Here is a 26,870-nt window from a genome sequence, read left to right on the forward strand (position 1 = left end):
ACAAGCCGACCGCTTTGATCAAGAAGAATATGATATAAAGATGCCTCAGGTTAGGCGTATAAACAGAAATTCTCTCTGCTTATAAAGCCTTAAGTCATACCCGCAGTGATAAGGATGAGTTTACATGGCGAATTATGGTTGTCAGCTGATGGCTGAAAAGATGTCAAAAGTATTAATGAGACGCCCAGGAGACAGTTTAAGACAAGCCAATCAAGCGCAATGGCACTACAACCATCTATTTGATGCCGAAAAAGCCATCCAACAGTTTGACGCTTTCACACAATTGATCATCGACAGTGACTGCGAGATTGTGTGGATGGAAGAAGGTAATGATGGACTGTGCGACGCCATGTTTACACGCGATGCTTCCCTCATCACCAAAGTAGGCGCCATCCCTTTGCAAATGGGCAAACCACTGCGAGCGCCAGAACCAGAGTTACACAAACAAACCTATGAAAAGCTGGGCATCCCGATTCTCGGCCAATTGACAGGCGACGCCAAAATCGAAGGCGGCGACACCATTTGGTTGAACGAAAAGACCTTATTGGTCGGTATGGGGTTTCGCTCCAATCAAGCTGGCGTTGCACAACTCAATGAGTTACTTAATCCACATGACATTCAAGTACTTGGCTTTGACATGCCTTACTGGAACGGTAAAGACGCTTGTTTACACCTAATGTCTGTTATATCACCGTTAACCGAGAGCAAGTACCTAGTGCATCCTCCTCTGATTCCAGCACGATTGTGGCAATTACTGGAAGCCGAAGGCATTGAATGTGTTATCGCACCAGAAGATGAGTTCACCGCCTCCTTTGGCTTAAACCTGAATGTTCTGCCTACTTCACCAGATCAATGCATCATGATCGATGGCTTTCCAAAGACCAAACAAGTTATGGAAGAACATGGTGTGACAGTGACGGTATTTGAAGGGGACGCTTTGTGTATGGCATGTGAAGGTGGACCCACTTGCCTTACCAACCCAATCCTACGTGAAACAAGCCAATAACAAATCAATCATCATCCTGCATGGGAATAGAACTGGCGCCTGAACGGAGTATTGATAGCTTTTGCGCAATACTCTGTCTTTCCGGTTCAGTTAGCGGCACAGGCTCATTATCTGGATGAAAGACGTACTCTTCCTTCATACCATCAAATTTAATCTTGCCAAGAATCTGACCTTGCTGACTAATACAGTCCAAATCTTGCTGTGCGGGAAAGAACAAAACCATTAACAGAACCTATTTATTTTTATCAAAGACCCTTGATATTAAAATCAGACACGTCCGTGATCAAGCTGACTTTATGAATAACCAAAGCTTAGACAGAACCTAGGTTTGATAAGTGTAGAGGGTGATGGTCTAGACAAGCTGAAAACTAAACACCTCTTAGCTGGGATTGAGTTCATTGTTAGCATTTTCGCTGATAGAACGCTGTACCATTAAGGCTCTCAAGAAAATGAAAACCGTTTTTAGTAAGAACCTTTACCGAACCGATATTGCTAGGGACGACACCTCCGATAACTGAAGACACGCCTTCGATCTTGGATAATTTAGAGATCAGCGCCTTAATTAACTCACTGGCGAACCCCTTCCCCCAGAACTCATCTGAAATCACGTAACCGATACGAACGTCTTGATCCTTCTTACCTTGTTCAAAACCATAGATCAGAAGTAACCCAACAAACGTATTACACGCCTTTTTTGACACTAAGAACAAGTCACCTTCAGATAGTCGTTGTTTAAGCCATGTATCAGCCTTACTCTGACTATCTATATTGGCCCATTCTTCAGGCAAATATTCTGTGGCATCACCTGATAGTACATCAATGATAGCGCTCAATAACTCTGGGGTCTCAGCAGGGAACCTAAAGATATCCAGCCTTTCTGAACAAAAATTTTCAAACGGCATAATCTCGCCTAAAAAATTCTCATGCCAAGTTTAGTGACGAGCATGAAAGAGTTAACAGCCCACCACAAAGCCGTGTTTTTAGGACGGTATTGCTACAGCGTGTTGTCATGACGTTCAAATGAATAACTATTAGCAATTGTAACGTGATTTGAAACAACCCTATCAATTACCGTTTTCAGAAAGTCTTTTGCAAACTCTGGATCTAATCCATACGTTTCTGCTAATTCTGCAATGCGAGTGAACTGAGAATCTTCACGTTCAATATCTTTCGCTGGCAACCCATTTTTCGCTTTGAATATGCCTACTTTGTTCGTGACTTTGAAACGTTCGGCGAACATAGCAATAATGGCATTATCAATATTATCTATGCTCTTTCGATAATCACTTAAGTCTTCCACAATCCTTACCTCCAAAAGAGTCATAACGCTTAAAGCAGAGACGCGCTCAATTTGCACGTCCTGCTAAGGAAGGTACGAACAAGTCCACTGACTTCAGCGTGTACATCATTCTCTATTATTCGAGGTAAGTTTCGCCGTTCAATATTGAACATATAGGCAACAAGCTTAACAAAGAATAAAGAGAACTTAGGCCACGCCCTTCGGGTCTTTCAGCAGACTTATTCACACCTTCCCTAACATATTAGGTTTCACTTATTACGACGGCCTGTTCACGGTATATCTGCCATACACCATTCGATTTATTGAGCATGAGATTAAAAACAATTTTTTTGGAACCTTCTCCCAAATCCATCTGTCGCGTAACGATCACATAACCAAATTGATCTCGCACATCAATATAATTATATTCAGCCGTTTTATCGATTGGAGGTGCACCGGAATCTCGTAATTGACGGAAGAATTCCATGTTTTGTTGGTAATCAAAATTTAAAACACTCCCATCAGGCAGGAGCATGACAATGGTCAGTTCTGGCGCATATAATCTTTCAAGGTCATCAAGTCGATAATTGCACCCCGCATCAATCAAGGCTTCTACTGCCTCTTTCAATTCCTGTTGAATCTTATTCAATAACATATATATCCCACAATTTTAAACAAAGCGCCCACAGCACCAGGTTAAATTGGAACGCTGCGACAATTTAGTCCGAGTGGCTTTGCTTGTTAATATTTTTTAACTCAAAACCTCGAACAATCAGATAAGCAATAAGGGCAAATATGAAAACTACAAGATACATCCAAGCAATACTTTGCATGGTTTCAATAATGGTACGATAAACTTAGATGGTCCGGTCCAGTGCTCGGCCGTCAACTCTAAGACCTGTTGATCTTTGTGACCTGCGGTTATGTATTGCTCCAGCTGATAAATACGACCACCTCCTGAAATGCCAACGACATAAGTGGCGAAATGCATAAGCCGCTGACGGCGAAAGTGACGCTAGGCGTCACAGGCTGGGATTGATTTGATATGCGTTCTTGTCAATCTGGGGTCAGATAAGAAACAGTGCTATTTCTCTCTGCCCCTAGATTTAAACCGTTATATTTCAAGGGAAACTGACGTGTACCTTCTAAATCACGCGTTTTTCAATTGAATGCCTTTGTTAGACCCAGACAGAGCCAAATAGATACCTAACCCAACAAGACAGAGACCAGAGGTGGCTTGCTGTACTTTTCTGAATGTCGCACTCGTATTCCAAAGGTGCTCTACTGGCTTCGAAAAAAATGATATTAAAAAATCAGGTAAAGAATTAAATAAGACGACCACCATACCTAATACAAAAAACTGGAGGAACAGATCTCCCTTTTCAGGGTGAATAAATTGCGGGATAAATGCTAAAAAGAAAATAGCCGTTTTAGGATTCAGTATTTCTGAAATAACGCCTTGGTAAAAAGCGGACTTTATTTCACCCTTTTTCTCTGTTTCTCTTTTAACGGTACTTAAATCCACCTTTTTAAATGCAGACAAGATCATTTTCACACCTAGATAAACCAGAAAAATGGCACCTAGATATTTAACCACCGTGAATGCAACCGCCGACGTGGCTAAAATAGCAGACATTCCTAGTGCAGCAGCAAATACATGGACTACCCCTCCACTCGCGGCACCAAGTGTAGAGGCAACGCCAACAGACCTCCCTCCAGAAATCGTTCGAGAAAGGACATAGAGCATTCCAGGTCCGGGAGCAAACGCTAAAGCCAATGATGCGGATAGAAATACTACCCAAGTGTGAAAATCAAGCATTCGATTTTATCCTCTAATTTTCATGTGGTTTGTTTAATCTATTTCATAGTGCACATGCGCATTCTTGCTGATGAAGTCTTTTCTAGGAAATGTAATACCTTGAGGTTAAATGATTTTTTCAACATCCCTGAAAAGTGAGCGGTCAAAACGTACATGCGCATTATTTCGACAAGCAATAGTATAGCGGTTTGATAGTAGTACAGTCTTTTCCTAGGTGGAAGGACTAAACAAGCAACACTGCATAAATAACCAACCTTAAAACAATGTTAAATGACTGATGCTAGATAATGAACACACGATTACGCTGTTCTCATCCGGCCTAAACCTTATCGAATTAGTAGAAGTGGAAGCAGCGTAAGCCGCTGACGACGTCAGTGACGCAAGGCGTCGCTACTTCGGATCGAGTTTTGTTTAAAAGGCATAGAGTACTGAGGATATTAGAGACTGCGACTACTATGATCTGAAGCTTCACTTCATCCTTAAATCATCTTGCTAACATCGTACAAGATCCGTAGCAGCGTAAGCCGCTGACGACGTCAGTGACGCAAGGCGTCGCTGTTTCGGATCGTGACTTTTCTACAGACGTAAAAAAGCCCTGACAGGATAACCTATCAGGGCTTCTTAATATAAAGCTTGACGACGACCTACTCTCACATGGGATCCCCCACACTACCATCGGCGATGGCGCTTTTCACTTCTGAGTTCGGGATGGGATCAGGTGGTTCAACGCCTCTATGATCGTCAAGCAATTCGGTTTGCGTATCGTTCCGGTTCGAGTTCTTCTACTCTGCAACCAAAACACGCGAATACGTTGCTTGGATCTTTAACAATTCATTTTGAAATAACGTGGATCAAGTATTAAACCGGATCGTAATCTATGTGCCTGTTAATGAATCACTCCATTATACAGTAAAACCACTTTGGTGTTATATGGTCAAGCCTCACGAGCAATTAGTATTGGTTAGCTCAATGCCTCACAGCACTTACACACCCAACCTATCAACGTCGTAGTCTTCAACGGCTCTTTAGGGAACTTATGTTCCAGTGAGATCTTATCTTGAGGGAGGCTTCCCGCTTAGATGCTTTCAGCGGTTATCCCGTCCGAACGTAGCTACCCGGCAATGCCACTGGCGTGACAACCGGAACACCAGAGGTTCGTCCACTCCGGTCCTCTCGTACTAGGAGCAGCTCCTCTCAAATCTCAAACGTCCACGGCAGATAGGGACCGAACTGTCTCACGACGTTCTAAACCCAGCTCGCGTACCACTTTAAATGGCGAACAGCCATACCCTTGGGACCGGCTTCAGCCCCAGGATGTGATGAGCCGACATCGAGGTGCCAAACACCGCCGTCGATGTGAACTCTTGGGCGGTATCAGCCTGTTATCCCCGGAGTACCTTTTATCCGTTGAGCGATGGCCCTTCCATACAGAACCACCGGATCACTAAGACCTACTTTCGTACCTGCTCGACGTGTCTGTCTCGCAGTTAAGCGTGCTTTTGCCTTTACACTCTATGCATGATTTCCGACCATGCTGAGCACACCTTCGTGCTCCTCCGTTACTCTTTGGGAGGAGACCGCCCCAGTCAAACTACCCACCACACAGTGTCCTCGATCCCGATAAGGGACCTGAGTTAGAACCTCAAACGTACCAGGGTGGTATTTCAAGATTGGCTCCAATAGAACTGGCGTCCTATCTTCAAAGCCTCCCACCTATCCTACACAAGTAGGTTCAAAGTTCACTGTGAAGCTATAGTAAAGGTTCACGGGGTCTTTCCGTCTAGCCGCGGATACACAGCATCTTCACTGCGATTTCAATTTCACTGAGTCTCGGGTGGAGACAGTGTGGCCATCGTTACGCCATTCGTGCAGGTCGGAACTTACCCGACAAGGAATTTCGCTACCTTAGGACCGTTATAGTTACGGCCGCCGTTTACTTGGGCTTCGATCAAGAGCTTCGCTTACGCTAACCCCATCAATTAACCTTCAAGCACCGGGCAGGCGTCACACCCTATACGTCCACTTTCGTGTTTGCAGAGTGCTGTGTTTTTAATAAACAGTCGCAGCCACCTGGTATCTTCGACCGACTAGTGCTTACGGAGCAAGTCCTTCACACCGGCCGGCGTACCTTCTCCCGAAGTTACGGTACCATTTTGCCTAGTTCCTTCACCCGAGTTCTCTCAAGCGCCTTGGTATTCTCTACCTGACCACCTGTGTCGGTTTGGGGTACGGTTCCTGTATATCTGAAGCTTAGAAGTTTTTCCTGGAAGCAGGGCATCAACCACTTCGTCCAAAAGAGGACTCGTCATCAATTCTCAGCCTTAAAGGGTTCCGGATTTACCTAAAACCCCAGCCTACAACCTTAAACGCGGACAACCATCGCCGCGCTGGCCTAGCCTTCTCCGTCTCTCCATCGCAATATACACGAGTACAGGAATATTAACCTGTTTCCCATCGACTACGCATTTCTGCCTCGCCTTAGGGGCCGACTCACCCTGCCCTGATTAACATGGGACAGGAAACCTTGGTCTTCCGGCGGGGGAGTTTTTCACTCCCCTTATCGTTACTCATGTCAACATTCGCACTTCTGATACCTCCAGGATGCCTTACAGCTTTCCCTTCAACGGCCTACAGAACGCTCCTCTACCATCCAAGATAAATCTTGAATCCGTAGCTTCGGTGTACAGTTTGAGCCCCGTTATATCTTCCGCGCAGGCCGACTCGACTAGTGAGCTATTACGCTTTCTTTAAAGGATGGCTGCTTCTAAGCCAACCTCCTAGCTGTCTGAGCCTTCCCACATCGTTTCCCACTTAACTGTAACTTTGGGACCTTAGCTGACGGTCTGGGTTGTTTCCCTTTCCACGACGGACGTTAGCACCCGCCGTGTGTCTCCCGCGCTCATACTCATTGGTATTCGGAGTTTGCATGGGGTTGGTAAGTCGGGATGACCCCCTAGCCCAAACAGTGCTCTACCCCCAATGGCAATACGCGAGGCGCTACCTAAATAGCTTTCGAGGAGAACCAGCTATCTCCGAGCTTGATTAGCCTTTCACTCCTATCCACAAGTCATCCCCGGACTTTTCAACGTACGTGGGTTCGGTCCTCCAGTTAGTGTTACCCAACCTTCAACCTGCTCATGGATAGATCGCCCGGTTTCGGGTCTATTCCCAGCAACTAAACGCCCTATTAAGACTCGGTTTCCCTACGGCTCCACTATTCGCTTAACCTTGCTACTGAAAATAAGTCGTTGACCCATTATACAAAAGGTACGCAGTCACCGAATAAATCGGCTCCCACTGCTTGTACGTACACGGTTTCAGGATCTATTTCACTCCCCTCACAGGGGTTCTTTTCGCCTTTCCCTCACGGTACTGGTTCACTATCGGTCAGTCAGGAGTATTTAGCCTTGGAGGATGGTCCCCCCATATTCAGACAGGATAACACGTGTCCCGTCCTACTCGTTTTCATTAAAATGGCGTTTTCGTATACGGGGCTATCACCCTCTACGGCGACCCTTTCCAGAGTCTTCTACTAACACCAAATCAACTTAAGGGCTAATCCCCTTTCGCTCGCCGCTACTTAGGGAATCTCGGTTGATTTCTTTTCCTCCGGGTACTTAGATGTTTCAGTTCCCCGGGTTCGCCTCCACACAGCTATGTATTCACTGTGGGATACTCTACAAGTAGAGTGGGTTTCCCCATTCGGACATCTCGGGATCAAAGTCTGTTTATCGACTCCCCCGAGCTTTTCGCAGATTACCACGTCCTTCATCGCCTCTGACTGCCAAGGCATCCACCGTGCACGCTTGGTCACTTGACCATATAACCCAAAATAGTTTCCACTCAGAAGAGTGTCATATTAAGAATCACATACCAAAGAAGCTTTTGTCTCTTCTCTGGATTTACGATAATAGAAAGTCACTAGGTTAAAGTGCTTTCCACCGGTTTAACGCTTGATTCATCGTTATTTCAAAATTCGAATTGTTAAAGAGCAAGTTTAGTGCAAAGCACTAAGTCAGAGACTATAAATCACCTCCGCATAACGAATCATGCAGGGTTAGTAGTATCTTGCTTAAGGCTTTGATTGTGTCGTGTATGTTTTCCAAGAAATGGTGGAGCTATGCGGGATCGAACCGCAGACCTCCTGCGTGCAAAGCAGGCGCTCTCCCAGCTGAGCTATAGCCCCATTTTTTCGTCTTTCTTTATTCACCGAATTTTTCTTAGAACAAGGCGTGAAGTTTTGACGCATAGCTCACTATGCGAGAAACTTCATAACGAAGTTGTAAGGAAAATTGGTGGGTCTGGGCCGATTTGAACGGCCGACCTCACCCTTATCAGGGGTGCGCTCTAACCAACTGAGCTACAGACCCATACTTACTAGATTCTCAACCTAGTCGGCTGCGACCTCACCCTGCTCTCTACCTTAGTAAAGGGGGTGCGTTCTAACCAACTGATCAACTAATCCAATCTGTGCTAAATCAAATCGATTCAGACTACGACACTCTAAACTACAGATATCAGATAATTTGTGTGAACGCTCACCAGTGCTTCATATCGTTTAAGGAGGTGATCCAGCCCCAGGTTCCCCTAGGGCTACCTTGTTACGACTTCACCCCAGTCATTGACCACTCCGTGGTAACCGCCATCCCCGAAAGGTTAAGCTAGCTACTTCTGGAGCAATCAACTCCCATGGTGTGACGGGCGGTGTGTACAAGGCCCGGGAACGTATTCACCGTGGCATTCTGATCCACGATTACTAGCGATTCCGACTTCATGGAGTCGAGTTGCAGACTCCAATCCGGACTACGACGTACTTTATGGGATTTGCACACTCTCGCAAGTTAGCTGCCCTTTGTATACGCCATTGTAGCACGTGTGTAGCCCTACTCGTAAGGGCCATGATGACTTGACGTCGTCCCCACCTTCCTCCGGTTTGTCACCGGCAGTCTCCTTAAAGTTCCCACCCGAAGTGCTGGCAAGTAAGGATAAGGGTTGCGCTCGTTACGGGACTTAACCCAACATTTCACAACACGAGCTGACGACAGCCATGCAGCACCTGTCTCAGAGTTCCCGAAGGCACCAAAGCATCTCTGCTAAGTTCTCTGGATGTCAAGAGTAGGTAAGGTTCTTCGCGTTGCTTCGAATTAAACCACATGCTCCACCGCTTGTGCGGGCCCCCGTCAATTCATTTGAGTTTTAACCTTGCGGCCGTACTCCCCAGGCGGTCTACTTATTGCGTTAGCTGCGCCACTAAGTCATTACAACCCAACGGCTAGTAGACATCGTTTACGGCGTGGACTACCAGGGTATCTAATCCTGTTTGCTCCCCACGCTTTCGCACCTCAGTGTCAGTATCAGTCCAGGGTGTCGCCTTCGCCACTGATGTTCCTTCCTATATCTACGCATTTCACCGCTACACAGGAAATTCCACACCCCTCTACCGTACTCTAGCCTGCCAGTATCCGGTGCCATTCCAAGGTTGAGCCCTGGGATTTCACATCAGACTTAACAAACCACCTACGCGCGCTTTACGCCCAGTAATTCCGATTAACGCTTGCACCCTCTGTATTACCGCGGCTGCTGGCACAGAGTTAGCCGGTGCTTCTTCTGGAGCTAACGTCAAAGTAATTTGGTATTAACAAACTACCCTTCCTCACTCCTGAAAGTGCTTTACAACCCTAAGGCCTTCTTCACACACGCGGCATGGCTGGATCAGGCTTGCGCCCATTGTCCAATATTCCCCACTGCTGCCTCCCGTAGGAGTCTGGGCCGTGTCTCAGTCCCAGTGTGACTGGTCATCCTCTCAGACCAGTTAGAGATCGTCGCCTTGGTAGGCCTTTACCCCACCAACTAGCTAATCTCACGCAGGCTCATCTAATAGCGGAAGGTCCGAAGATCCCCTCCTTTCCCCAAAAGGGCGTATGCGGTATTAGCATGCGTTTCCACATGTTGTCCCCCTCTACTAGGCAGATTCCTACGCGTTACTCACCCGTCCGCCGCTCGACGCCTGATAGCAAGCTATCATCGTTTCCGCTCGACTTGCATGTGTTAAGCCTGCCGCCAGCGTTCAATCTGAGCCATGATCAAACTCTTCAGTTAAAAAGTTTGCTTACTCAAAATTCGAAACACTAACAATTACTTAATAAAGCGAATTGACGTGTTTGACTCTCGTAAGACTTCAATTTTTTTTGAAGCCCCAGCGAGCGCCCACACAAATTATCTGATTATCTATTTTAAAGAGCGTTGACTGCTTATTCGCTGTCAGTGGGGGCGTATAATACAGTCTGATTATTTTTACGCAAGTAGTTTTTTCATAAAAATCAGAAAAAGTTCTTTCTGATAAAAAGAGCCAATCAGACTTCTACTATTCTGAGTTCTTTTGGCATGGAGAACGAAACGTTTTCCTCTCTTCCTTGAAGCTCTTCTGGCGCTGAGCCACCTTCTGCAACAAGTCGGTCAATCACCTCGTTCACTAGCACTTCTGGTGCTGACGCTCCCGCTGTGACACCAACGCTCGTCACCTCATTCAACCAGTCATGCTGAATTTCACTCGCGTTGTCTATTAGATAAGCCGTTGCGCCCATTCTCTCAGCCAGCTCTTTTAAACGATTTGAGTTGGAACTGTTTACCGACCCAACCACTAACACTAGCTGCGACTCTTGCGCGAGTGTTTTCACTGCATCCTGACGATTCTGTGTTGCATAACAAATATCATCTTTTTTAGGGCCACGAATCAGTGGAAAATGTTCACGCAACGCATCGATTACAACAGAAGTATCATCCATAGATAAGGTTGTCTGCGTTACGAAAGCTAATTGATCCGGGTTCTGAACGCTTAAATTGCCCACATCAGCTGGACTCTCCACTAGGTAAATAGCACCACCTTTTGAATCGTCATACTGTCCCATGGTGCCTTCCACTTCAGGATGCCCATCATGACCGATTAAGATGCACTCCATTCCATCACGAGAATAACGCAAGACCTCTAGATGAACTTTGGTTACCAAAGGACACGTCGCATCGAAAACTTTTAAACCTCGATTGGCCGCCTCATCTCTTACAGCTTTAGATACACCATGAGCACTGAAGATCACAATATTATCGTCGGGCACCTGATCGAGCTCATCAACAAACACCGCCCCTCGCGCCTTTAATGATTCAACTACAAATTTATTATGAACCACTTCATGACGCACATAGATAGGCGCCTCGAACAGATCTAAGCAACGATTAACGATATCAATAGCACGATCCACACCAGCACAAAAGCCACGTGGATTCGCTAGCTGGATAGCAAAGCTCATGCAGACTCCTCGACCTCGATGATCTGAACCTTAAAGGTCAATGTTCGACCGGCCAATGGATGATTAAAATCTACCAACACATCCTTTTCACCAATTTCTGCGATAACACCCGGCAATTCGTTTTTGCTCATATCGGCAAACGATACTACCATCCCTTCTTCGAGATCCATTTCAAACTGAGAACGTGGAATACGCTGCAAATTGCTTTCATTATGAGCACCAAAGGCCTTTTCAGGTGCCATAGTAAAACTCGATTCATCACCCGCTTTCAAACCAAGCAAAGACGCTTCAAATGCTGGCAGCAAACTACCATCACCAAAGCGAAAGCTGGCAGGTGCTTGTTCAAAGTTGGAGTCCACAACCTGCCCATCTTCTAAGGCCAATTCAAAGTGAAGGGTAATTTGGCTCTGCGCCGTAATTGAAGTCATTTTTCACCACCTTTTTTTTCAGGGCTAATAACGCTTTCCAGCAACATCAAAATCACCCCGATCGTAATCGCACTGTCTGCCACATTAAAGGCCGGAAAATACCAAGATTGCTGCCAATGAAACTGGATAAAGTCGACAACATGCCCGTACGCTAAACGATCGTATAAGTTACCAATAGCACCACCCAAAATCAGGCTTAAAGATAAGGCTTCCAAACGATGAGTTTTCGCAATCTTAACCAAACGCCAACTTATACCTATTACCACGGCAATAGCGATGATTGAAAACAACCAGCGCTGCCAGCCACCCGCTTGCGCCAAGAAACTAAAGGCCGCCCCCGTGTTGTAACGCAAAGTGAGATCGAACACCGGCAACAGTGCGATTTCTTGCCCATAATGCAAGTTCGCTTCAATGGCCTGCTTCGTAATCCAATCCAATGCAAAAACAACCAACGCCAGCGCCCACCAGCGCTGAAGTTGTTGCCAGATATAAGTCAGTTTCATCTAATTAAGCATAAAGGCGTTCTTCGCCTTCTCCGTCAGGCAGGTTACTAATGCAACGATCGCACAACTCTGGATGTGTCTCACGCTTGCCAACTTCTTCTCTGTGGTGCCAACAACGAACACATTTCTCATTCGAACTCGTGACAACTGACACTTTTAAACCAGGCAATTCAGAGTCAACAGCATCAGCGGGCGCTTGCGCCAATGGCAAGACCTTGACATCAGATGCAATCAACACAAAACGCAACTCTTCACCCAATCGATCTAACACACCTTGCAATGCATCGTCACAGTACAAGGTAATATCGGCACTTAAGCTGGCTTTAATTTTGCCATCATTACGAGCCGCTTCCAGCACCTTGTTAGCCGCAACCTTCGCTTCCAACACTTGCTTCCAGAAATCACGGCCAAGCTCTTCGTCACCAGACAGTTCAGTTAATCCTTCATACCAAGTTTCAAGGAATACCGTTTCACCGTGCTCTCCCGGCAAAGACTGCCAAATTTCATCAGCAGTGAAGCTTAATACTGGCGCGATCCAACGGGTAAACGCTTCAACAATGTGATACAAAGCCGTTTGTGCAGAACGACGCGCCAAGCTGTCTGGCTGAGTCGTATACTGGCGATCTTTGATCACGTCTAAATAGAAGCCACCTAAATCCACTGAACAGAAATTTTGAATTTTTTGATTCACCGCGTGGAACTGGTATTCGTTGTAAGCTTCGTCGATCTCTTTTTGCAACTGTGCTGCACGATCTACGATCCAGCGGTCAAGTGCGATCATGTTTTCGCTCTCAACCATGTCTTTTGCCGGATCAAAACCATTCAAGTTCGCCAACATGAAACGAGCCGTATTACGAATACGACGGTATGAATCCGCGACACGCTTCAGGATTTCGTCAGATACGGTCATTTCACCCGTATAATCAGTCGCCGCAACCCACAAACGGATAATGTCAGCACCCAAAGTGCTCATGACTTTCTGCGGTGAAACAACGTTACCCAAAGACTTAGACATCTTGCGACCATCACCATCTACTGTGAAACCGTGAGTCAATACACCTTTATAAGGCGGCACACCACGAATGGCGATCGACGTTTTCAAAGAAGACTGGAACCAACCACGATGCTGATCAGACCCCTCAAGGTACAAGTCTGCAGGGAAACTAAGCTCTTCACGCTGGTCAATGACAGAGTAATGCGTTACACCAGAATCAAACCATACATCCAAAGTGTCTGTCACTTTACTGTATTTCTCGGCATCAGCACCAAGCAATTCAGCGGCATCTAGCTCAAACCAAGCATCAATACCTTCTTGCTCAATACGCTTCGCGACCTCTTCAATTAGGCGCGGTGTTTCAGGGTGTAGCTCTTGGGTCTCTTTATCGATAAACAAAGCAATCGGCACACCCCAAGTACGCTGACGAGAGACACACCAGTCCGGGCTGTTATTCAACATCCCTTCCATGCGGTTTTGTCCCCAGCTTGGCGTCCACTTCACACCCTTTACAGCATCTTTCGCTGAATCCAGCAAGCCTTTTTCATCCATGCTGACAAACCACTGTGGCGTTGCACGGAAAATCAAAGGTGTCTTAGTACGCCAGCAATGCGGGTAACTGTGGAAGATTTTAGACTCAAAGACCAACGCTTGGTTCGCGTTCAAAGCGTCTAATATCGCACCGTCAACCTTGTACACATGCATGCCAGCAAACTCGCCAGCCGCATCAGAATACACACCGTTGTCTTGCACTAGGTTAATAGTGCCTAGGCCGTTAGCACGACCAACATTAAAGTCATCGACACCGTGATCTGGCGCTGTGTGAACACAACCCGTACCAGCATCGGTGGTTACGTGCTCACCCAATATCATTGGGATGTCTCGCTTAAAGAATGGATGATTCAAAAGTGAACCATTCAAATCCTTGCCTACCGCACGACCAACAATACGGTAATTTTCTTGTCCGTAGCGCTGCATGATGCTTTGTACCATGTCTTCCGCTAGCACTAAACGTTCTGTACCTTGACCCATGTCGACTTCGACCAAGGCATAATTAAACTCTGGATGAATGGATACCGCCTGACTGGCAGGTAAAGTCCAAGGCGTGGTTGTCCAGATCACCACAGAAACGGCCCCTTCCCCTGTCACATCGGAGAATTTGTCCAAGAAAGCGGCCTCGTCTTGAGGCGCGTAACGCACATCTAAAGACAAGGAGGTTTTGTCTTGATATTCCACTTCCGCTTCGGCTAACGCTGAACCACCCACCACACTCCAGTAAACTGGCTTAAAACCTTTTACTAGGTGGCCGTTTTCGGCGATTTTACCGAGTGCACGGACAATATTCGCTTCGGTTTCAAAGTTCATGGTCAGATAAGGCTTTTCCCAATCTCCCATCACACCCAGACGAACAAAATCTTTTTTCTGCTCTTCAATTTGCGTGTAAGCATATTCACGGCATTTGGCGCGAAACTCTTTGAACGAGACTTTATCGCCAGCCTTACCGATCATTTGTTCAACTTTGTGCTCAATCGGCAGACCATGACAATCCCAACCAGGAATATAAGGTGCATCATATCCGCTCACGGTTTTCGATTTAACAATAATGTCTTTGAGGATTTTGTTAACCGCGTGACCAATATGAATGCTGCCATTCGCATATGGAGGGCCATCATGAAGAATAAATGGCTTACGACCTTTACTCACTTCACGTACTTTCTGGTAAAGATCCATATCCTGCCAACGCTTAAGCATCGCAGGTTCACGTTTTGCCAAATCGCCACGCATCGGGAAATCCGTGTTTGGCAAATTCAGTGTCGGTTTATAATCACTCATGGTTTATCGATTTATCCTCAAAGATCATCAGTTCACTGATTGCTGAAGAAGCGAATTGCCTCTTCTTTGTCACATTGAATTTGTTTTTCAAGCTCTTCCAAGCCAGACATTTTACGCTCTGCACGAATAAACTGGCAGAACGTCACCTTGACATATTGATCATAAAGATCACCGTCAAAGTCCAGCAAGTGCACCTCTAAAATAGGTGTTTTACCTTGTACCGTTGGACGCACACCAATATTGGCAACGCCATCATGCTCTTTATCATTTACCGTAAGACGAACCGCATAAACACCTGATAAGGCTGATTTCACCCCTTTCAAATGAACATTCGCAGTAGGGAAACCCAACTTACGACCAAGCTGCTGACCATGGATCACTCGACCACTTAACGTCACAGCGTGGCCCATATTACATTCAGCAGCATGAATATCGCCTTGCTCCAGTGCCAAGCGAACGATTGAACTACTAACTCGTTCACCCGCCGCATTTAACACAGAAGGTGTATTCTCCACCTCAAAGCCATGCTGTACACCAAAGCCACTAAGGTAATCAAAATCCCCTTGGCGATCACAACCAAAGCGAAAATCGTCTCCGACCACCAAATGCTTAACAGACAATCCCTCTAGCAAGATTTGCTGGCAAAACGCCTGCGCATCAAGCTGCTGCAATTTGGGATTAAATGGCATACACAACACATAATCGATGCCTTGCCCCTCTAACCACTTCACCTTGTCACGCAAACGACCAATTCGCCCTGGCGCCGACTCTGGCACAAAAAACTCTCTTGGCTGTGGTTCAAAAATCATAATGGCAGCCGGTGCATCATATTGTTTCGCAAGCGCTTTTACCCTTGTCAAAATCGCACTGTGACCTAAATGAACACCATCGAAATTGCCGATCGTCAGCACGCAGGCCTTATGCCTTGGACGGATATTATGAATACCGCGTATTAACTCCATAGAACCCCGTACAGAACAATTAAAGATTAGCGTCAAAAAAATACTCGCGATTATATAGCAGTTCATGGACTGAAGGTAGGCCAGAACTTGCACAAGCCATGCAAAAGCGCCGCTAAAAAAGCATCAATGTTTCATAATCGACGGTCGTAAACCCGCCACAACCGCCACAACGCCATACACAGCCACACCTGAACAGACCATCAACAGTGTCTTAGCAATGCGCTGAATGTCCGACATTTGCGTCCACTGCCACCCCAAGCTTTGAAACACATACAAACAGGCTGCCAACGCCAACGTCGCACAAATCAAAATCCGTAACAGTACTCGCCACTGCACCGTAAACACATGATGCTTGGCTTTATACAAGCCACACCAAAGCAAGAAAGCATTTAATGCGGCGGACAAACTGGTCGCTAAAGCCAAACCAACATGGCCAAGCGGCCAAACCAAAATCAGGTTAAACACCATGTTAGAGACCATGGCGACAATGCCTATTTTAACCGGTGTTTTGGTATCCTGACGCGCATAATAACCCGGTGCCAGCACCTTAATCAGCATCATAAAGACCAACCCCAACGAATAGGCTTGTAAACTCTGAGCTGCTTTAAACACATCATCTGAGGTCAACTCACCCCGATAGAAAATCGTCGCAATCAAAGGCTCGGCCAACATAAACAAGGCCAATGAAGACGGTATTGCGATTAACAACAATAAACGCAACGCCCAATCCATGGTTTCAGAAAAACGCGAGGCTTCACCACCTGAAAAGCTTCGCGACAAAGACGGCAGAATCACCGTACTAATAGCAATAGCAAAAATCCCAAGCGGCAATTCATACAAGCGATCAGACAAATACAACCAAGTAATGCTGCCCGTTTCTAAAAACGACGCCAGCACCGTATCCAATAACAAATTAATCTGCCCAACTGACACGCCAAATAGTGCCGGTCCAATCAAGATCAAGATACGCTTCACGCCGGGATGACCAAAACCCATTTTGGGCATAGGCAACAACTTTAATCGAGCGAGGAAAGGCACCTGAAACAACAACTGAATCAAACCAGCAAAAAACACACCCCACGCCACCGCCACTTCAGCTTGAGCAGCCGAGCGAGCAAACACCAAGGTAGCCACAATCAGAGAAATATTCAGGAAAATGGGCGTAATGGCCGGCACAGCATATTCACCATGCGCATTCAATATGCCGCCCGCCAAAGCGGTCAGCGAAATAAACAATAAATAGGGAAAGGTAATCACCAGCAACTCAGATGCTAACTGAGCCTGACTCGCATCATCAACAAAGCCAGGGGCAAAAACGTAAACCACCCAAGGCGCACACACCATAAACAGCGCCGTCACACACAGCAGCACCAGCGCCAGCGATCCTGTTACCGCCGCGACTAAGGCACGCACATCTTCATGCGCTTCTTTTACTCGATATTCGCTTAACACAGGAACAAAGGCCTGCGCAAACGCACCCTCAGCAAACAAACGACGAAAAAAGTTAGGAATTTTGAACGCAACATAAAAAGCATCGGCACTGCCGCTTGCCCCTAAAACAAAGGCCAAAGCTGCATCTCTCACCAATCCGAGAATACGAGAAAGAAAGGTACAAACCGAAACCAGCACCCCAGAACGCAATAAAGACAAAGAGTTACGATTTTTACTGACACGAGAATCAAGTTCTGACATTTTGGCTTACAACACATCCGAATGATAAATTCCCACAAGAATAACACCTGCAAGGCTGTTAACGCAGCCAAATATATCGGTTGTTTTCACGAATATTTGCAGAATAGGGTTGTGACAATGTGAAAAACTGGTAAAATCCGCCGCGAGATTTTAAAGTTTAAAACTTTGACATTAATTTCACGACACAGCACTTTTGCTGTGTCGTTTTTCATTTAGAAAACTTAAAGGAGCCAGACCGTGGCAAATTCCGCCGGTTCAAAAAAACGTGCGCGCCAGGCAATCAAACGTCGCGCTCACAATGGTAGCCTTCGTTCTATGGTTCGCACTTACTTGAAAAAAGTAGACGCAGCTATCGAGGCAGGCAATCAAGCTGAAGCACAAGCAGCTTACGTTCTAGCGACTTCAAAGCTAGACAAAGCGGCTAACAAAGGCCTATATCACAAAAACAAAGCAGCTCGTCATAAGAGTCGCTTGAGTGCTAAAATCAAAGCACTGGCCTAATCCCTATAAAAAAACCGGCTAATGCCGGTTTTTTTATATCTGCTCTTGCCTTTCTTTCAGTTTGCTAGCCAAACAAAATAACCAGCCAAACGACTGCCGCCAAAATAAGTGCCAGCATCACAGCCGCTGAACCTAAATCTTTTGCCCGCCCAGACAACTCATGATGCTCATGACTAATACGATCCACAACCGCCTCAACGCTCGAATTGAGTGTTTCAACGATCAACACCATAGCAACAGAAAAAATCAATACAGCGCGCTCTAAACCACTGTCACCCAACCACAAAGCAAAGGGTAAGGAAATTAAAAACAGACACGCTTCCTGACGAAAAGCCGCTTCATGCTGCCATTGAGCGCGCAACCCTTGATAAGAGTACTTGGAAGCACTCAGCACTCGATTCAACCCAACCTTTCCCGGCTTAGCCATACACCCACCTCGTTAAATAATCACCAGATCATCTCGATGAATTAACTCAGGCTCACCTTCATAGCCCAGTATTTCACCAATGTCTCCAGATGGTTTACCAAGCAACTTCAAGGTTTCTGCGACACTGTAATTAACCAAGCCACGCGCCACTAGACCGCCCGACTCATCAACACAGATCACCATGTCACCGCGAGAAAACGTTCCTTCTGCATCCTTCACACCAACCGACAGCAAACTCCCCGCTTTACGCAGTGCTTTTACTGCACCTTGGTCCAAAGTTAATGCGCCACGACTCTTTAAATGCCCAGCCAACCACTGCTTACGAGCAGCAATCGGCCCATGCTCAGGCAACAACCAAGTCCCTAAGTTTTCTCCAGCAGACAAACGCAGGATAACATCCTCTTCTCGACCCGAGGCAATCAAAGTATCCGCGCCAGAACGTGCCGCCAAACGTGCCGCTCGAACCTTGGTCAACATACCACCACTACCAAGGACACCGGCACCACCACTGGCCATTGCCTCCAAACCATCATCCGAAGCCGAAATATAAGAGATCAATGTTGCATCTTGATGATCACGCGGATTTTTATCAAATAAGCCCTGCTGGTCTGTCAAAATAATCAAGGCGTCCGCCTCAACCAAGTTGGCCACTAGAGCCCCCAAGGTATCATTATCACCAAAGCGGATTTCATCGGTTACAACTGTGTCATTTTCATTAACAATGGGTACAGCACCCAAACCAAGCAGAGTTCGCAACGAAGACCGTGCATTTAAGTAGCGTCGACGGTTCGACAGATCATCATGAGTCAGCAATATTTGCGCCGTGCACAGGCCATGTTTTTCAAAATGAGACTCATAAATGCCAACCAATTCCATCTGACCAACGGCTGCGGCAGCCTGCAACTCATTCACTTGAGTCGGCCTAGTCACGAAACCCAACCGTTTCATGCCTGCAGCAATGGAACCAGAAGACACTAGAACCACTTCCTTGCCCTGAGCCTTTAATTCGGCAATTTGCGCCACCCACAAACCAATGCGAGCCACATCCAAGCCCTGACCATCATTCGTTAGTAGGGCGCTGCCAATTTTGACAACGATGCGCTGCGCCTGTGCAATTTTCTCTCGTAATTCCATGATACTACTTATACTCACAATCCCGATTAACCAACGTATTCCACTTCCACATCGTAATCATCGTCGTCAAAGTCATCGTCATCCAATGCTTGACCCGCTTTACGACGCTTTTCACGCAACGACAGGATACGATTACGACCTTCTTCATCGATCAGACGGCGCATCGCCTCTTCTTGCTCTCGAGCTTCTTCACTTTCCGCCAGCAAGGTACGCTGCTCTTCAAGCACTGTCATCAAGTCCAGACACAAGACCTCCGTCCCTTCGCCAGAAATAGCTGAGACGCGATAAGTACGACCCTCCCAGCCCAAAGCATCAATCACACTTTGACAACGCTCTTCTAGCTCATCTTCCGGCACCATGTCCGTCTTGTTCAACACCAACCAGCGATCACGCTGCGCTAGCGCGGGACTAAACTGCTCCAGCTCGTTAACCGCAATTTGCGCTGCTTCCGCCGGCGTCACTTCATCCCAAGGCGCTAAATCAACAATGTGCAACAAGATACGGTTACGCACCAAATGCTTCAGGAATCGAATACCAAGACCCGCCCCTTCAGATGCCCCTTCGATGATTCCAGGAATGTCAGCAATCACAAAACTCTGGTGCTTCTTCACCTTTACCACACCAAGATTCGGCACCAAGGTCGTAAATGGATAATCCGCCACTTTCGGTTTAGCAGAGGACACAGAACGAATAAAGGTCGACTTACCCGCATTTGGCAGACCCAGCAAACCAACGTCCGCCAACACCTTCATTTCCAACTTCAGAGTACGCTCTTCACCCACCGTACCTTTGGTGGTTTGACGCGGCGCTCGGTTGGTACTGGATTTGAAACGCGTATTACCCAAACCTCGATGACCGCCTTGAGCCACCTTAAGGGTCTGACCGATTTTCACCAAGTCCCCCAGTGTCTCACCTGTATCTTCATCGATGACAGTGGTTCCTACTGGCACTTTGATCTCAAGGTCTGACCCTTTCGCTCCAGTCATATCGCGACCCTGGCCATTTTCACCACCTTCAGCGATGTACTTTTTGGTATAGCGAAAATCGATCAGCGTATTAAGTGACTCGTCCGCCACCAACACCACACTGCCACCATTACCGCCATCACCGCCGTCCGGGCCACCTTTTGCGACAAACTTCTCGCGCCAAAAGCTCAAACAACCATTACCGCCCTTACCTGCTCTTACATAGATACTGGCTTCATCAACAAATTTCACAGAAACACCTCTTCGGTGGGTTATCTAGGTCAACAAACCTGATTATAGAATTCTTACAAAAAAAAAGCCCCGCGCTGCGGAGCTTTTTTTAATTTTTAGCAAATGATTAAGCCGCTACGACAGAAACTGTACGACGCTTAAACTTACCTTTTACTTCAAATTTCACTTGGCCTTCTGCAACAGCAAACAAAGTGTGATCTTTACCAATCTTAACACCTTCACCAGCATGGAACTGAGTACCACGTTGACGAACTAGAATGTTACCTGGAATCACAACTTGACCACCAAAACGTTTGACACCTAATCGTTTCGACTCGGAATCGCGACCGTTACGAGTACTACCACCCGCCTTTTTGTGAGCCATGAATTACTCCTTAAATAAGTTAATTAACGCTAGCGCTTAGTTGATACCAGTTACTTTCACTTCCGTGAACCACTGACGATGACCCATACGCTTCATAGAGTGCTTACGACGACGGAATTTCAAAATTTTCACTTTGTCTCCGCGACCGTGAGTAACAACTTCAGCTGTTACCTTAACGCCTTCTACAACTGGAGCGCCAACTTTTACATCGTCGCCGTTACTTACAAGAAGAACGTCATTGAATTCAACAACACCGCCTTCTTCAACCGCAAGCTTTTCAACTTTAAGGGTTTGGCCTTCTTGTACACGGTATTGCTTACCGCCAGTTTTAATTACTGCAAACATGTTCTTCTCCAATAAGATCTACCCGGCTACTGAATTTGTATTTGACCTACTTCTAGTGGCAATCAATCTTCATCAAAAAGCACGAAAACCAACAACCATATGATAGGGAGCAAAATGTGGGTAAATCGGACGCAGGATTGTACAAAATCAGCTCAATTAATACAAGGAAAAAGCAGAGTCTTTATACATTTTTCATATTTTGGGTTGACCCTGACACGAGCCTTACCTAGCATGAGGCACACTTGCTGATCAGCTTGAGACTTTTATAGCTTCGGAAATTGCATGCAACCTATACAAATACACGATGTTGTGGCCAACGAATTTGGTCAAGTGAACGATTATATCGTCTCACAACTTAGTAGTGACATCCCTCTCATCGAGCAAATCGGCTACTACATTATTAGTAACGGCGGGAAACGCTTACGACCTTTACTGGTTTTATTAGCCGCAAAAAGCTGCTCAGAACTAGCAGACAAAAAACTGGATAACGCCATTAAAATGGCGACCATCATTGAATTCATTCACACCTCAACCTTGTTACACGATGATGTGGTCGATGAATCCGATATGCGCCGCGGCAAAAAAACCGCCAATGAAGAGTGGGGCAACGCACCCAGCGTATTAGTTGGTGACTTCCTTTACTCTCGCGCCTTTCAAATTATGGTCGATGTTGGCAACATGCCTTGCATGGAAATTTTAGCCAAAACCACCAACATTATTGCCGAAGGTGAAGTTCAGCAGTTAATCAACTGCGGCGACCCAGATACCACAGAAGCCAACTACCTAAAGGTGATTCAATACAAAACCGCCAAACTGTTTGAAGGCGCGGCGTTATGCGGTGCAGTGGTAGCCGAAGCCTCCCCGCAACAACAAGAAGCACTACGTTTATTTGGTATGTACGTAGGTACCGCCTTCCAATTAGTCGATGATGTCATGGATTACACCAGCACAGCAGAAGAAATGGGCAAAAGTGTTGGGGACGACCTTTCCGAAGGGAAACCCACGTTGCCGCTTATCTATACCATGAAATATGGTACAGACGATGCGAAAGAGCGTGTCAGACAAGCTATTTTGACAGGCGGTTTAGATCAACTGGCAGAAATCATCAACGACGTTCGTCATTGTGGTGCCATCGATTACACGCAACAACAGGCTCAACAACAAGCGGACTTGGCCATTGAAGCCATCCAACACTTACCTGAGTCTGACTACAAAGACGCTCTAACCGCTCTTGCACATGCATCGGTAAAACGTCGCAACTAGCGATTTCAATACATCAGACTCAAGCCGAGATTAAGCCACTGAGTCTGATGTATTCCGTTCACCCCTTTGCAATGTATCCATGACAACTTGCGCGGCCAATGCCGAGTCTTGCTGCATAAAACAATGCCCACCTTCCACTTCAATCAAATGAATGTTTGAATTCAGTTTTGCACACAAACGATAAGCTTCTTTGAAATAATCAAAGGTATCTTTGCCCAGCACTATGTAGGTCGGCACCGATATTTGTGCGATCTTTTTCCACAAGCCTTTTGGATAGCTCGAAAAAATCGCCGCCTCCATCCAAGTTGGACATCTTAATTGATAGTGACCTTTCTCATCCTGCAACAAAGAAGAATCAATATAACCCTCCAAACACTCTGCTTCCCAGCCTTTAAATGTACCGCGCTCATAAAAACTTTTATGAACTTGCGCATGGCTTTCCCATTGAGTACGACGTCGTTTGGCCTGCTTCGCAAGCGGAATATGGCGCGTCAAACCCGCCAATTTCACGCCGCGCATCATCCAAATAAGACGTGGTGGAAACAGCGCCGGATCTAATAAAATCATGCGACTGAATATGGGCTCATCTAACTGGTTCATCAAAGCCGTCATACAGCCACCAAAACTGTGTCCCATGCCAATCATTTCTGCACTCGGCTCCAGCTTTTGTCGCTGTAACAAAGATTGCGAAAAGCGAGATGCGGTCTCATTCCAGCCAACAAAGCCTTTGGTCACAGAAGAACCACCGTGCCCCGCGGCATCCTGCAAGATTAAGTTATACCCTTTCAATTGAGACAAAAAACGAGCATAGGTCTGCACCGCAAATCCATTGCCATGTAAAAAATGAATCGTCGGCTGACTCACGTCTTCATAATGAGAATAACCCTGCAGATGACCATCAGGCAGCTCATGTTTCCAGGTTGATAAAGTTAACGTGTCATCTTGGTCCATATAAAGCTCAAATATCCGTACAAAGAAAAAGCAAATACTAACAGAAATCCAGTGATGAAAAGATCCTCAAAGTCATTTCTGCCGAAAAAGCCTTTACTGTTGAGCGTTTTTCGATCTATTGACGGTTTTTTTTCCTCACAAACATTCATATTGCCGCGCCAAACCGATATAATCAGCGAGATTTTATACCGCAAACTGGACCACATAACCCACCGAGCTATTTCTAGTCTGCGGCTGGATGTGGATATAGGACTATAATGACTACAGCTTCATCTTTTGAAAAAGACGAACTATTAAAATGTGGCCATGGCGAGATGTTTGGGGCAGGTAATGCTCAGCTTCCTGTCGGCAACATGCTAATGATGGATCGCATTACTCATATCTCAACTGAGGGTGGTGAACATGGCAAAGGCGAAATCATTGCCGAACTAGATATCCACCCAGATCTTTGGTTTTTTGAATGTCACTTCCCAGGCGACCCTGTAATGCCTGGCTGCCTAGGCTTAGATGCCATGTGGCAACTTGTTGGCTTTTTCCTTGGCTGGAAAGGCAATAAAGGACGTGGACGTGCACTTGGCTCAGGTGAAGTAAAATTCACTGGTCAAATCCTACCAACTGCCAAAAAAGTAACGTTTCACATCAACCTGAAACGCGTTATTGAACGTAAGTTGGTGATGGGAATCGCAGACGGAAGCGTTAAAGTAGATGGCCGTGAAATATACACTGCAAAAGATTTGCGTGTTGGTTTATTTACTTCAACAGAAGATTTCTAAAAGATTAAGAATGAAAGAGGCACATTTATGCGTCGTGTAGTAGTAACAGGTCTTGGCATTGTCAGCTGCCTTGGTAATGACAAAGAGAGCGTTTTAAACTCTTTACGCGAGGGCCAGTCTGGTATTCGCTTCGCTGAAGATTACAAAGAAAATGGCTTCCGTAGCCATGTTTGTGGTCGCATTGATTTAGATGCAGACAGTATTGATCGTAAAGTTCGTCGTTTCATGGGGGACGCAGCAACGTATGCTTACGTTTCCATGCAACAAGCCATCACAGATTCTGGCTTAACAGAAGATCAAGTTTCCAACATCCGTACTGGTTTGGTCGCCGGTTCAGGTGGTGCGTCAGCACAAAACCTAGTAGATGCCGCTGACACATTGCGTGCCAAAGGCGTAAAACGTGTTGGTCCTTACCGTGTTACTCAAACTATGGGTAGTACTGTATCTGCTTGTTTGGCGACACCATTCAAAATCAAAGGTGTTAACTATTCTATCACTTCCGCTTGTTCTACCAGTGCGCACTGTATTGGTAACGCAATGGAGCTTATTCAACTTGGTAAACAAGATATCGTGTTTGCCGGTGGTGGTGAAGAAGAAAGCTGGACGCAAACTTGTATGTTTGATGCGATGGGTGCCTTGTCTTCTAAGTACAATGACACACCAGAAAAAGCATCTCGTGCCTACGATGCAAACCGTGACGGTTTCGTTATCGCTGGCGGCGGCGGCATGTTGGTCATCGAAGAACTGGAACATGCGAAAGCTCGTGGAGCAAAAATCTACGCTGAACTAGTCGGTTATGGTGCAACGTCTGATGGCTACGACATGGTAGCGCCTTCTGGTGAAGGTGCGGTACGTTGTATGCAAATGGCCATGAGTACAGTAGAAGACAAAATCGACTACATCAATACTCACGGTACCAGCACACCTGCAGGTGATATGAAAGAACTGCAAGCGGTTAACGAAACATTCGGTAACGACATTCCGTTAATCAGTTCGACTAAGTCGCTATCTGGTCACTCACTAGGTGCGGCCGGCGTACACGAGGCGATTTACTGCCTACTTATGATGGAAAACAAGTTCATCACAGCGTCTGCGAACGTAGACGAGTTGGATGAAGCAGCAGGTAACATTCCTGTTGTCACGACTCGCAAAGACAATGCGGATCTAAACACCATCATGTCTAATAGCTTCGGCTTCGGCGGCACTAACGCCAGCTTGGTATTCAAAAAATACCAAGGCTAATCAGCCAAACGCTCAATAAAAAAGCCGCTAATGCGGCTTTTTTATTGTCTTCACGTCATACCAACAATCACTTTAGTCGTTATAGACGTATTCGTTTCCTTTCGGCAATTTTGCCATTTCAGCACGCATCCAAACGTCCATTTCATCATGTAACTCTGAGGTTTTCTTACCTTCTGACTCAATCACTGGCCCCACGACCACACGAATGCTCCCCGAAAATTTACGCCAACGTTTACCAGGCCATGTATAGCCAGCATTGTGCACCACCGGCAGAATTGGCGCTTTAGCCGAGGTCGCCAACATCGCAGCGCCTTTATTAAACGCTTGCTCTTGGTTCGGCGCAATGCGCGTTCCTTCCGGAAAAATCAATACCGAACGGCCATCTTCAATACGCTCTTTACCCTGACTGATAATTTGCTTTAAAGCATTAGTACGTTGTGAACGATCAATGGCGATCGGCTGCACCATACGCAGCCCCCAACCAAAGAAAGGTACAGACAATAACTCTTTTTTGAGTACCGTTGACACAGGTGCCATCAACACCTGTAACAAGTAAGTTTCCCATTCACTTTGGTGGTTTGCCACCAGCACAAACGCGCGCTGTCGATCAATGTTTTCCAAACCAACAAACTCAATTTTTACACCACAAAACACTCGAAAGACGAACAATAGACCTTTGTTATGAAGGTTGAGTACCGGCTGACGAAACGCTTTTGGTAACAATAAGGTCGCCAAAGGCGCTAGAGCACCAAAAAGCACAGTCGACAATACGTAGTAAACAAAGAATATAGCGGATCCAATCCACGATCGAAGTGACTCCCAAAGACTCATTA

Annotated in this window: 23 protein-coding genes, 2 tRNA genes and 3 rRNA genes; 5 read left to right on the forward strand and 23 right to left on the reverse strand. The window is 46.2% G+C overall.

Going from position 1 to position 26,870, the window contains the following annotated elements; translation table 11 throughout:
* The first annotated feature begins 124 nt into the window (after positions 1-124).
* Positions 125-1,006: a dimethylarginine dimethylaminohydrolase family protein gene (locus tag MAR181_RS16670; protein WP_013797777.1), complete on the forward strand. Its 882-nt coding sequence runs from the start codon at positions 125-127 to the stop codon at positions 1,004-1,006.
* A 4-nt stretch (positions 1,007-1,010) separates the two neighbouring features.
* Here MAR181_RS16670 and MAR181_RS16675 read toward each other — a convergent pair whose 3' ends face one another.
* The 16 genes from MAR181_RS16675 to murJ form a co-directional block, all read right to left on the reverse strand.
* Positions 1,011-1,229, reverse strand: coding sequence for a hypothetical protein (locus MAR181_RS16675; RefSeq protein ID WP_013797778.1), 219 nt, complete (start codon positions 1,227-1,229; stop codon positions 1,011-1,013).
* Between the two features lie 178 nt (positions 1,230-1,407).
* On the reverse strand, positions 1,408-1,908 hold the full coding sequence (locus MAR181_RS16680) for a GNAT family N-acetyltransferase (protein WP_013797779.1): 501 nt from the start codon (positions 1,906-1,908) through the stop codon (positions 1,408-1,410).
* A gap of 92 nt (positions 1,909-2,000) precedes the next feature.
* The gene (locus MAR181_RS16685) at positions 2,001-2,306 is read right to left on the reverse strand and encodes a chorismate mutase (protein WP_013797780.1); all 306 of its coding nucleotides are present in this window, start codon (positions 2,304-2,306) and stop codon (positions 2,001-2,003) included.
* Between the two features lie 241 nt (positions 2,307-2,547).
* Positions 2,548-2,940: a hypothetical protein gene (locus MAR181_RS16690; protein ID WP_013797781.1), complete on the reverse strand. Its 393-nt coding sequence runs from the start codon at positions 2,938-2,940 to the stop codon at positions 2,548-2,550.
* A gap of 495 nt (positions 2,941-3,435) precedes the next feature.
* The gene (locus tag MAR181_RS16700; protein WP_013797782.1) at positions 3,436-4,104 is read right to left on the reverse strand and encodes a LysE family translocator; all 669 of its coding nucleotides are present in this window, start codon (positions 4,102-4,104) and stop codon (positions 3,436-3,438) included.
* Between the two features lie 631 nt (positions 4,105-4,735).
* A 5S ribosomal RNA gene (gene rrf, locus MAR181_RS16705) occupies positions 4,736-4,850 on the reverse strand.
* A gap of 184 nt (positions 4,851-5,034) precedes the next feature.
* A 23S ribosomal RNA gene (locus tag MAR181_RS16710) occupies positions 5,035-7,924 on the reverse strand.
* A gap of 290 nt (positions 7,925-8,214) precedes the next feature.
* Positions 8,215-8,290 (reverse strand) — tRNA-Ala (locus tag MAR181_RS16715).
* Between the two features lie 107 nt (positions 8,291-8,397).
* Positions 8,398-8,474 (reverse strand) — tRNA-Ile (locus tag MAR181_RS16720).
* A 189-nt stretch (positions 8,475-8,663) separates the two neighbouring features.
* A 16S ribosomal RNA gene (locus MAR181_RS16725) occupies positions 8,664-10,203 on the reverse strand.
* Together the 16S, 23S and 5S rRNA genes with 2 tRNA genes alongside form the textbook arrangement of a ribosomal RNA operon.
* A 254-nt stretch (positions 10,204-10,457) precedes the next feature.
* Complete coding sequence (gene ispH, locus MAR181_RS16730; protein ID WP_013797783.1) at positions 10,458-11,408, reverse strand: 4-hydroxy-3-methylbut-2-enyl diphosphate reductase; 951 nt, start codon at positions 11,406-11,408, stop codon at positions 10,458-10,460.
* Complete coding sequence (fkpB, locus tag MAR181_RS16735; RefSeq protein ID WP_013797784.1) at positions 11,405-11,836, reverse strand: FKBP-type peptidyl-prolyl cis-trans isomerase; 432 nt, start codon at positions 11,834-11,836, stop codon at positions 11,405-11,407. Before fkpB ends, ispH begins: the two co-directional genes overlap by 4 nt.
* Positions 11,833-12,339: a signal peptidase II gene (gene lspA, locus MAR181_RS16740; RefSeq protein ID WP_013797785.1), complete on the reverse strand. Its 507-nt coding sequence runs from the start codon at positions 12,337-12,339 to the stop codon at positions 11,833-11,835. Before lspA ends, fkpB begins: the two co-directional genes overlap by 4 nt.
* 4 nt (positions 12,340-12,343) lie before the next feature.
* Positions 12,344-15,166, reverse strand: coding sequence for an isoleucine--tRNA ligase (gene ileS / locus MAR181_RS16745; RefSeq protein ID WP_013797786.1), 2,823 nt, complete (start codon positions 15,164-15,166; stop codon positions 12,344-12,346).
* 32 nt (positions 15,167-15,198) lie between these two features.
* A complete protein-coding gene (gene ribF, locus MAR181_RS16750; protein WP_013797787.1) occupies positions 15,199-16,128 on the reverse strand; it encodes a bifunctional riboflavin kinase/FAD synthetase in 930 nt (309 codons plus the stop codon).
* A 123-nt stretch (positions 16,129-16,251) separates the two neighbouring features.
* Positions 16,252-17,820 carry a murein biosynthesis integral membrane protein MurJ gene (gene murJ, locus MAR181_RS16755; RefSeq protein WP_013797788.1) on the reverse strand — a complete coding sequence of 523 codons (1,569 nt, stop codon included), beginning with the start codon at positions 17,818-17,820 and terminating at the stop codon, positions 16,252-16,254.
* Between the two features lie 237 nt (positions 17,821-18,057).
* Here murJ and rpsT point away from each other — a divergent pair, with 237 nt between their 5' ends.
* Positions 18,058-18,321 carry a 30S ribosomal protein S20 gene (gene rpsT / locus MAR181_RS16760; protein ID WP_013797789.1) on the forward strand — a complete coding sequence of 88 codons (264 nt, stop codon included), beginning with the start codon at positions 18,058-18,060 and terminating at the stop codon, positions 18,319-18,321.
* A gap of 64 nt (positions 18,322-18,385) precedes the next feature.
* On the opposite strand, the gene MAR181_RS16765 is transcribed toward rpsT, so the two are convergent.
* From MAR181_RS16765 to rplU, 5 genes are all read right to left on the reverse strand, one after another.
* Positions 18,386-18,748, reverse strand: coding sequence for a diacylglycerol kinase (locus tag MAR181_RS16765; protein ID WP_013797790.1), 363 nt, complete (start codon positions 18,746-18,748; stop codon positions 18,386-18,388).
* 12 nt (positions 18,749-18,760) lie between these two features.
* Positions 18,761-19,882 carry a glutamate 5-kinase gene (gene proB / locus MAR181_RS16770; protein WP_013797791.1) on the reverse strand — a complete coding sequence of 374 codons (1,122 nt, stop codon included), beginning with the start codon at positions 19,880-19,882 and terminating at the stop codon, positions 18,761-18,763.
* Positions 19,883-19,908: 26 nt separating this feature from the next.
* On the reverse strand, positions 19,909-21,099 hold the full coding sequence (cgtA, locus tag MAR181_RS16775; RefSeq protein WP_013797792.1) for an Obg family GTPase CgtA: 1,191 nt from the start codon (positions 21,097-21,099) through the stop codon (positions 19,909-19,911).
* A 106-nt stretch (positions 21,100-21,205) separates the two neighbouring features.
* A complete protein-coding gene (gene rpmA, locus MAR181_RS16780; protein WP_013797793.1) occupies positions 21,206-21,463 on the reverse strand; it encodes a 50S ribosomal protein L27 in 258 nt (85 codons plus the stop codon).
* 36 nt (positions 21,464-21,499) lie between these two features.
* Entirely contained in the window at positions 21,500-21,808 is a 309-nt protein-coding gene (rplU, locus tag MAR181_RS16785) for a 50S ribosomal protein L21 (RefSeq protein WP_013797794.1), read from the reverse strand.
* A 282-nt stretch (positions 21,809-22,090) separates the two neighbouring features.
* On the opposite strand from rplU, the gene MAR181_RS16790 reads away from it, so the two are divergent.
* Entirely contained in the window at positions 22,091-23,071 is a 981-nt protein-coding gene (locus tag MAR181_RS16790; protein ID WP_013797795.1) for a polyprenyl synthetase family protein, read from the forward strand.
* Positions 23,072-23,101: 30 nt separating this feature from the next.
* On the opposite strand, the gene MAR181_RS16795 is transcribed toward MAR181_RS16790, so the two are convergent.
* Positions 23,102-24,022: an alpha/beta fold hydrolase gene (locus MAR181_RS16795; RefSeq protein ID WP_013797796.1), complete on the reverse strand. Its 921-nt coding sequence runs from the start codon at positions 24,020-24,022 to the stop codon at positions 23,102-23,104.
* Positions 24,023-24,279: 257 nt separating this feature from the next.
* Here MAR181_RS16795 and fabA point away from each other — a divergent pair, with 257 nt between their 5' ends.
* Entirely contained in the window at positions 24,280-24,795 is a 516-nt protein-coding gene (gene fabA / locus MAR181_RS16800) for a bifunctional 3-hydroxydecanoyl-ACP dehydratase/trans-2-decenoyl-ACP isomerase (protein ID WP_013797797.1), read from the forward strand.
* 27 nt (positions 24,796-24,822) lie between these two features.
* Positions 24,823-26,037: a beta-ketoacyl-ACP synthase I gene (gene fabB, locus MAR181_RS16805; RefSeq protein WP_013797798.1), complete on the forward strand. Its 1,215-nt coding sequence runs from the start codon at positions 24,823-24,825 to the stop codon at positions 26,035-26,037.
* 72 nt (positions 26,038-26,109) lie between these two features.
* Here fabB and MAR181_RS16810 read toward each other — a convergent pair whose 3' ends face one another.
* Positions 26,110-26,868, reverse strand: a complete 759-nt coding sequence (locus MAR181_RS16810; protein WP_013797799.1) for a lysophospholipid acyltransferase family protein — start codon at positions 26,866-26,868, stop codon at positions 26,110-26,112.
* Between the last annotated feature and the right edge of the window lie 2 nt (positions 26,869-26,870).

This window comes from Marinomonas posidonica IVIA-Po-181, from assembly GCF_000214215.1.
Classification (GTDB): Bacteria; Pseudomonadota; Gammaproteobacteria; order Pseudomonadales; family Marinomonadaceae; genus Marinomonas; species Marinomonas posidonica.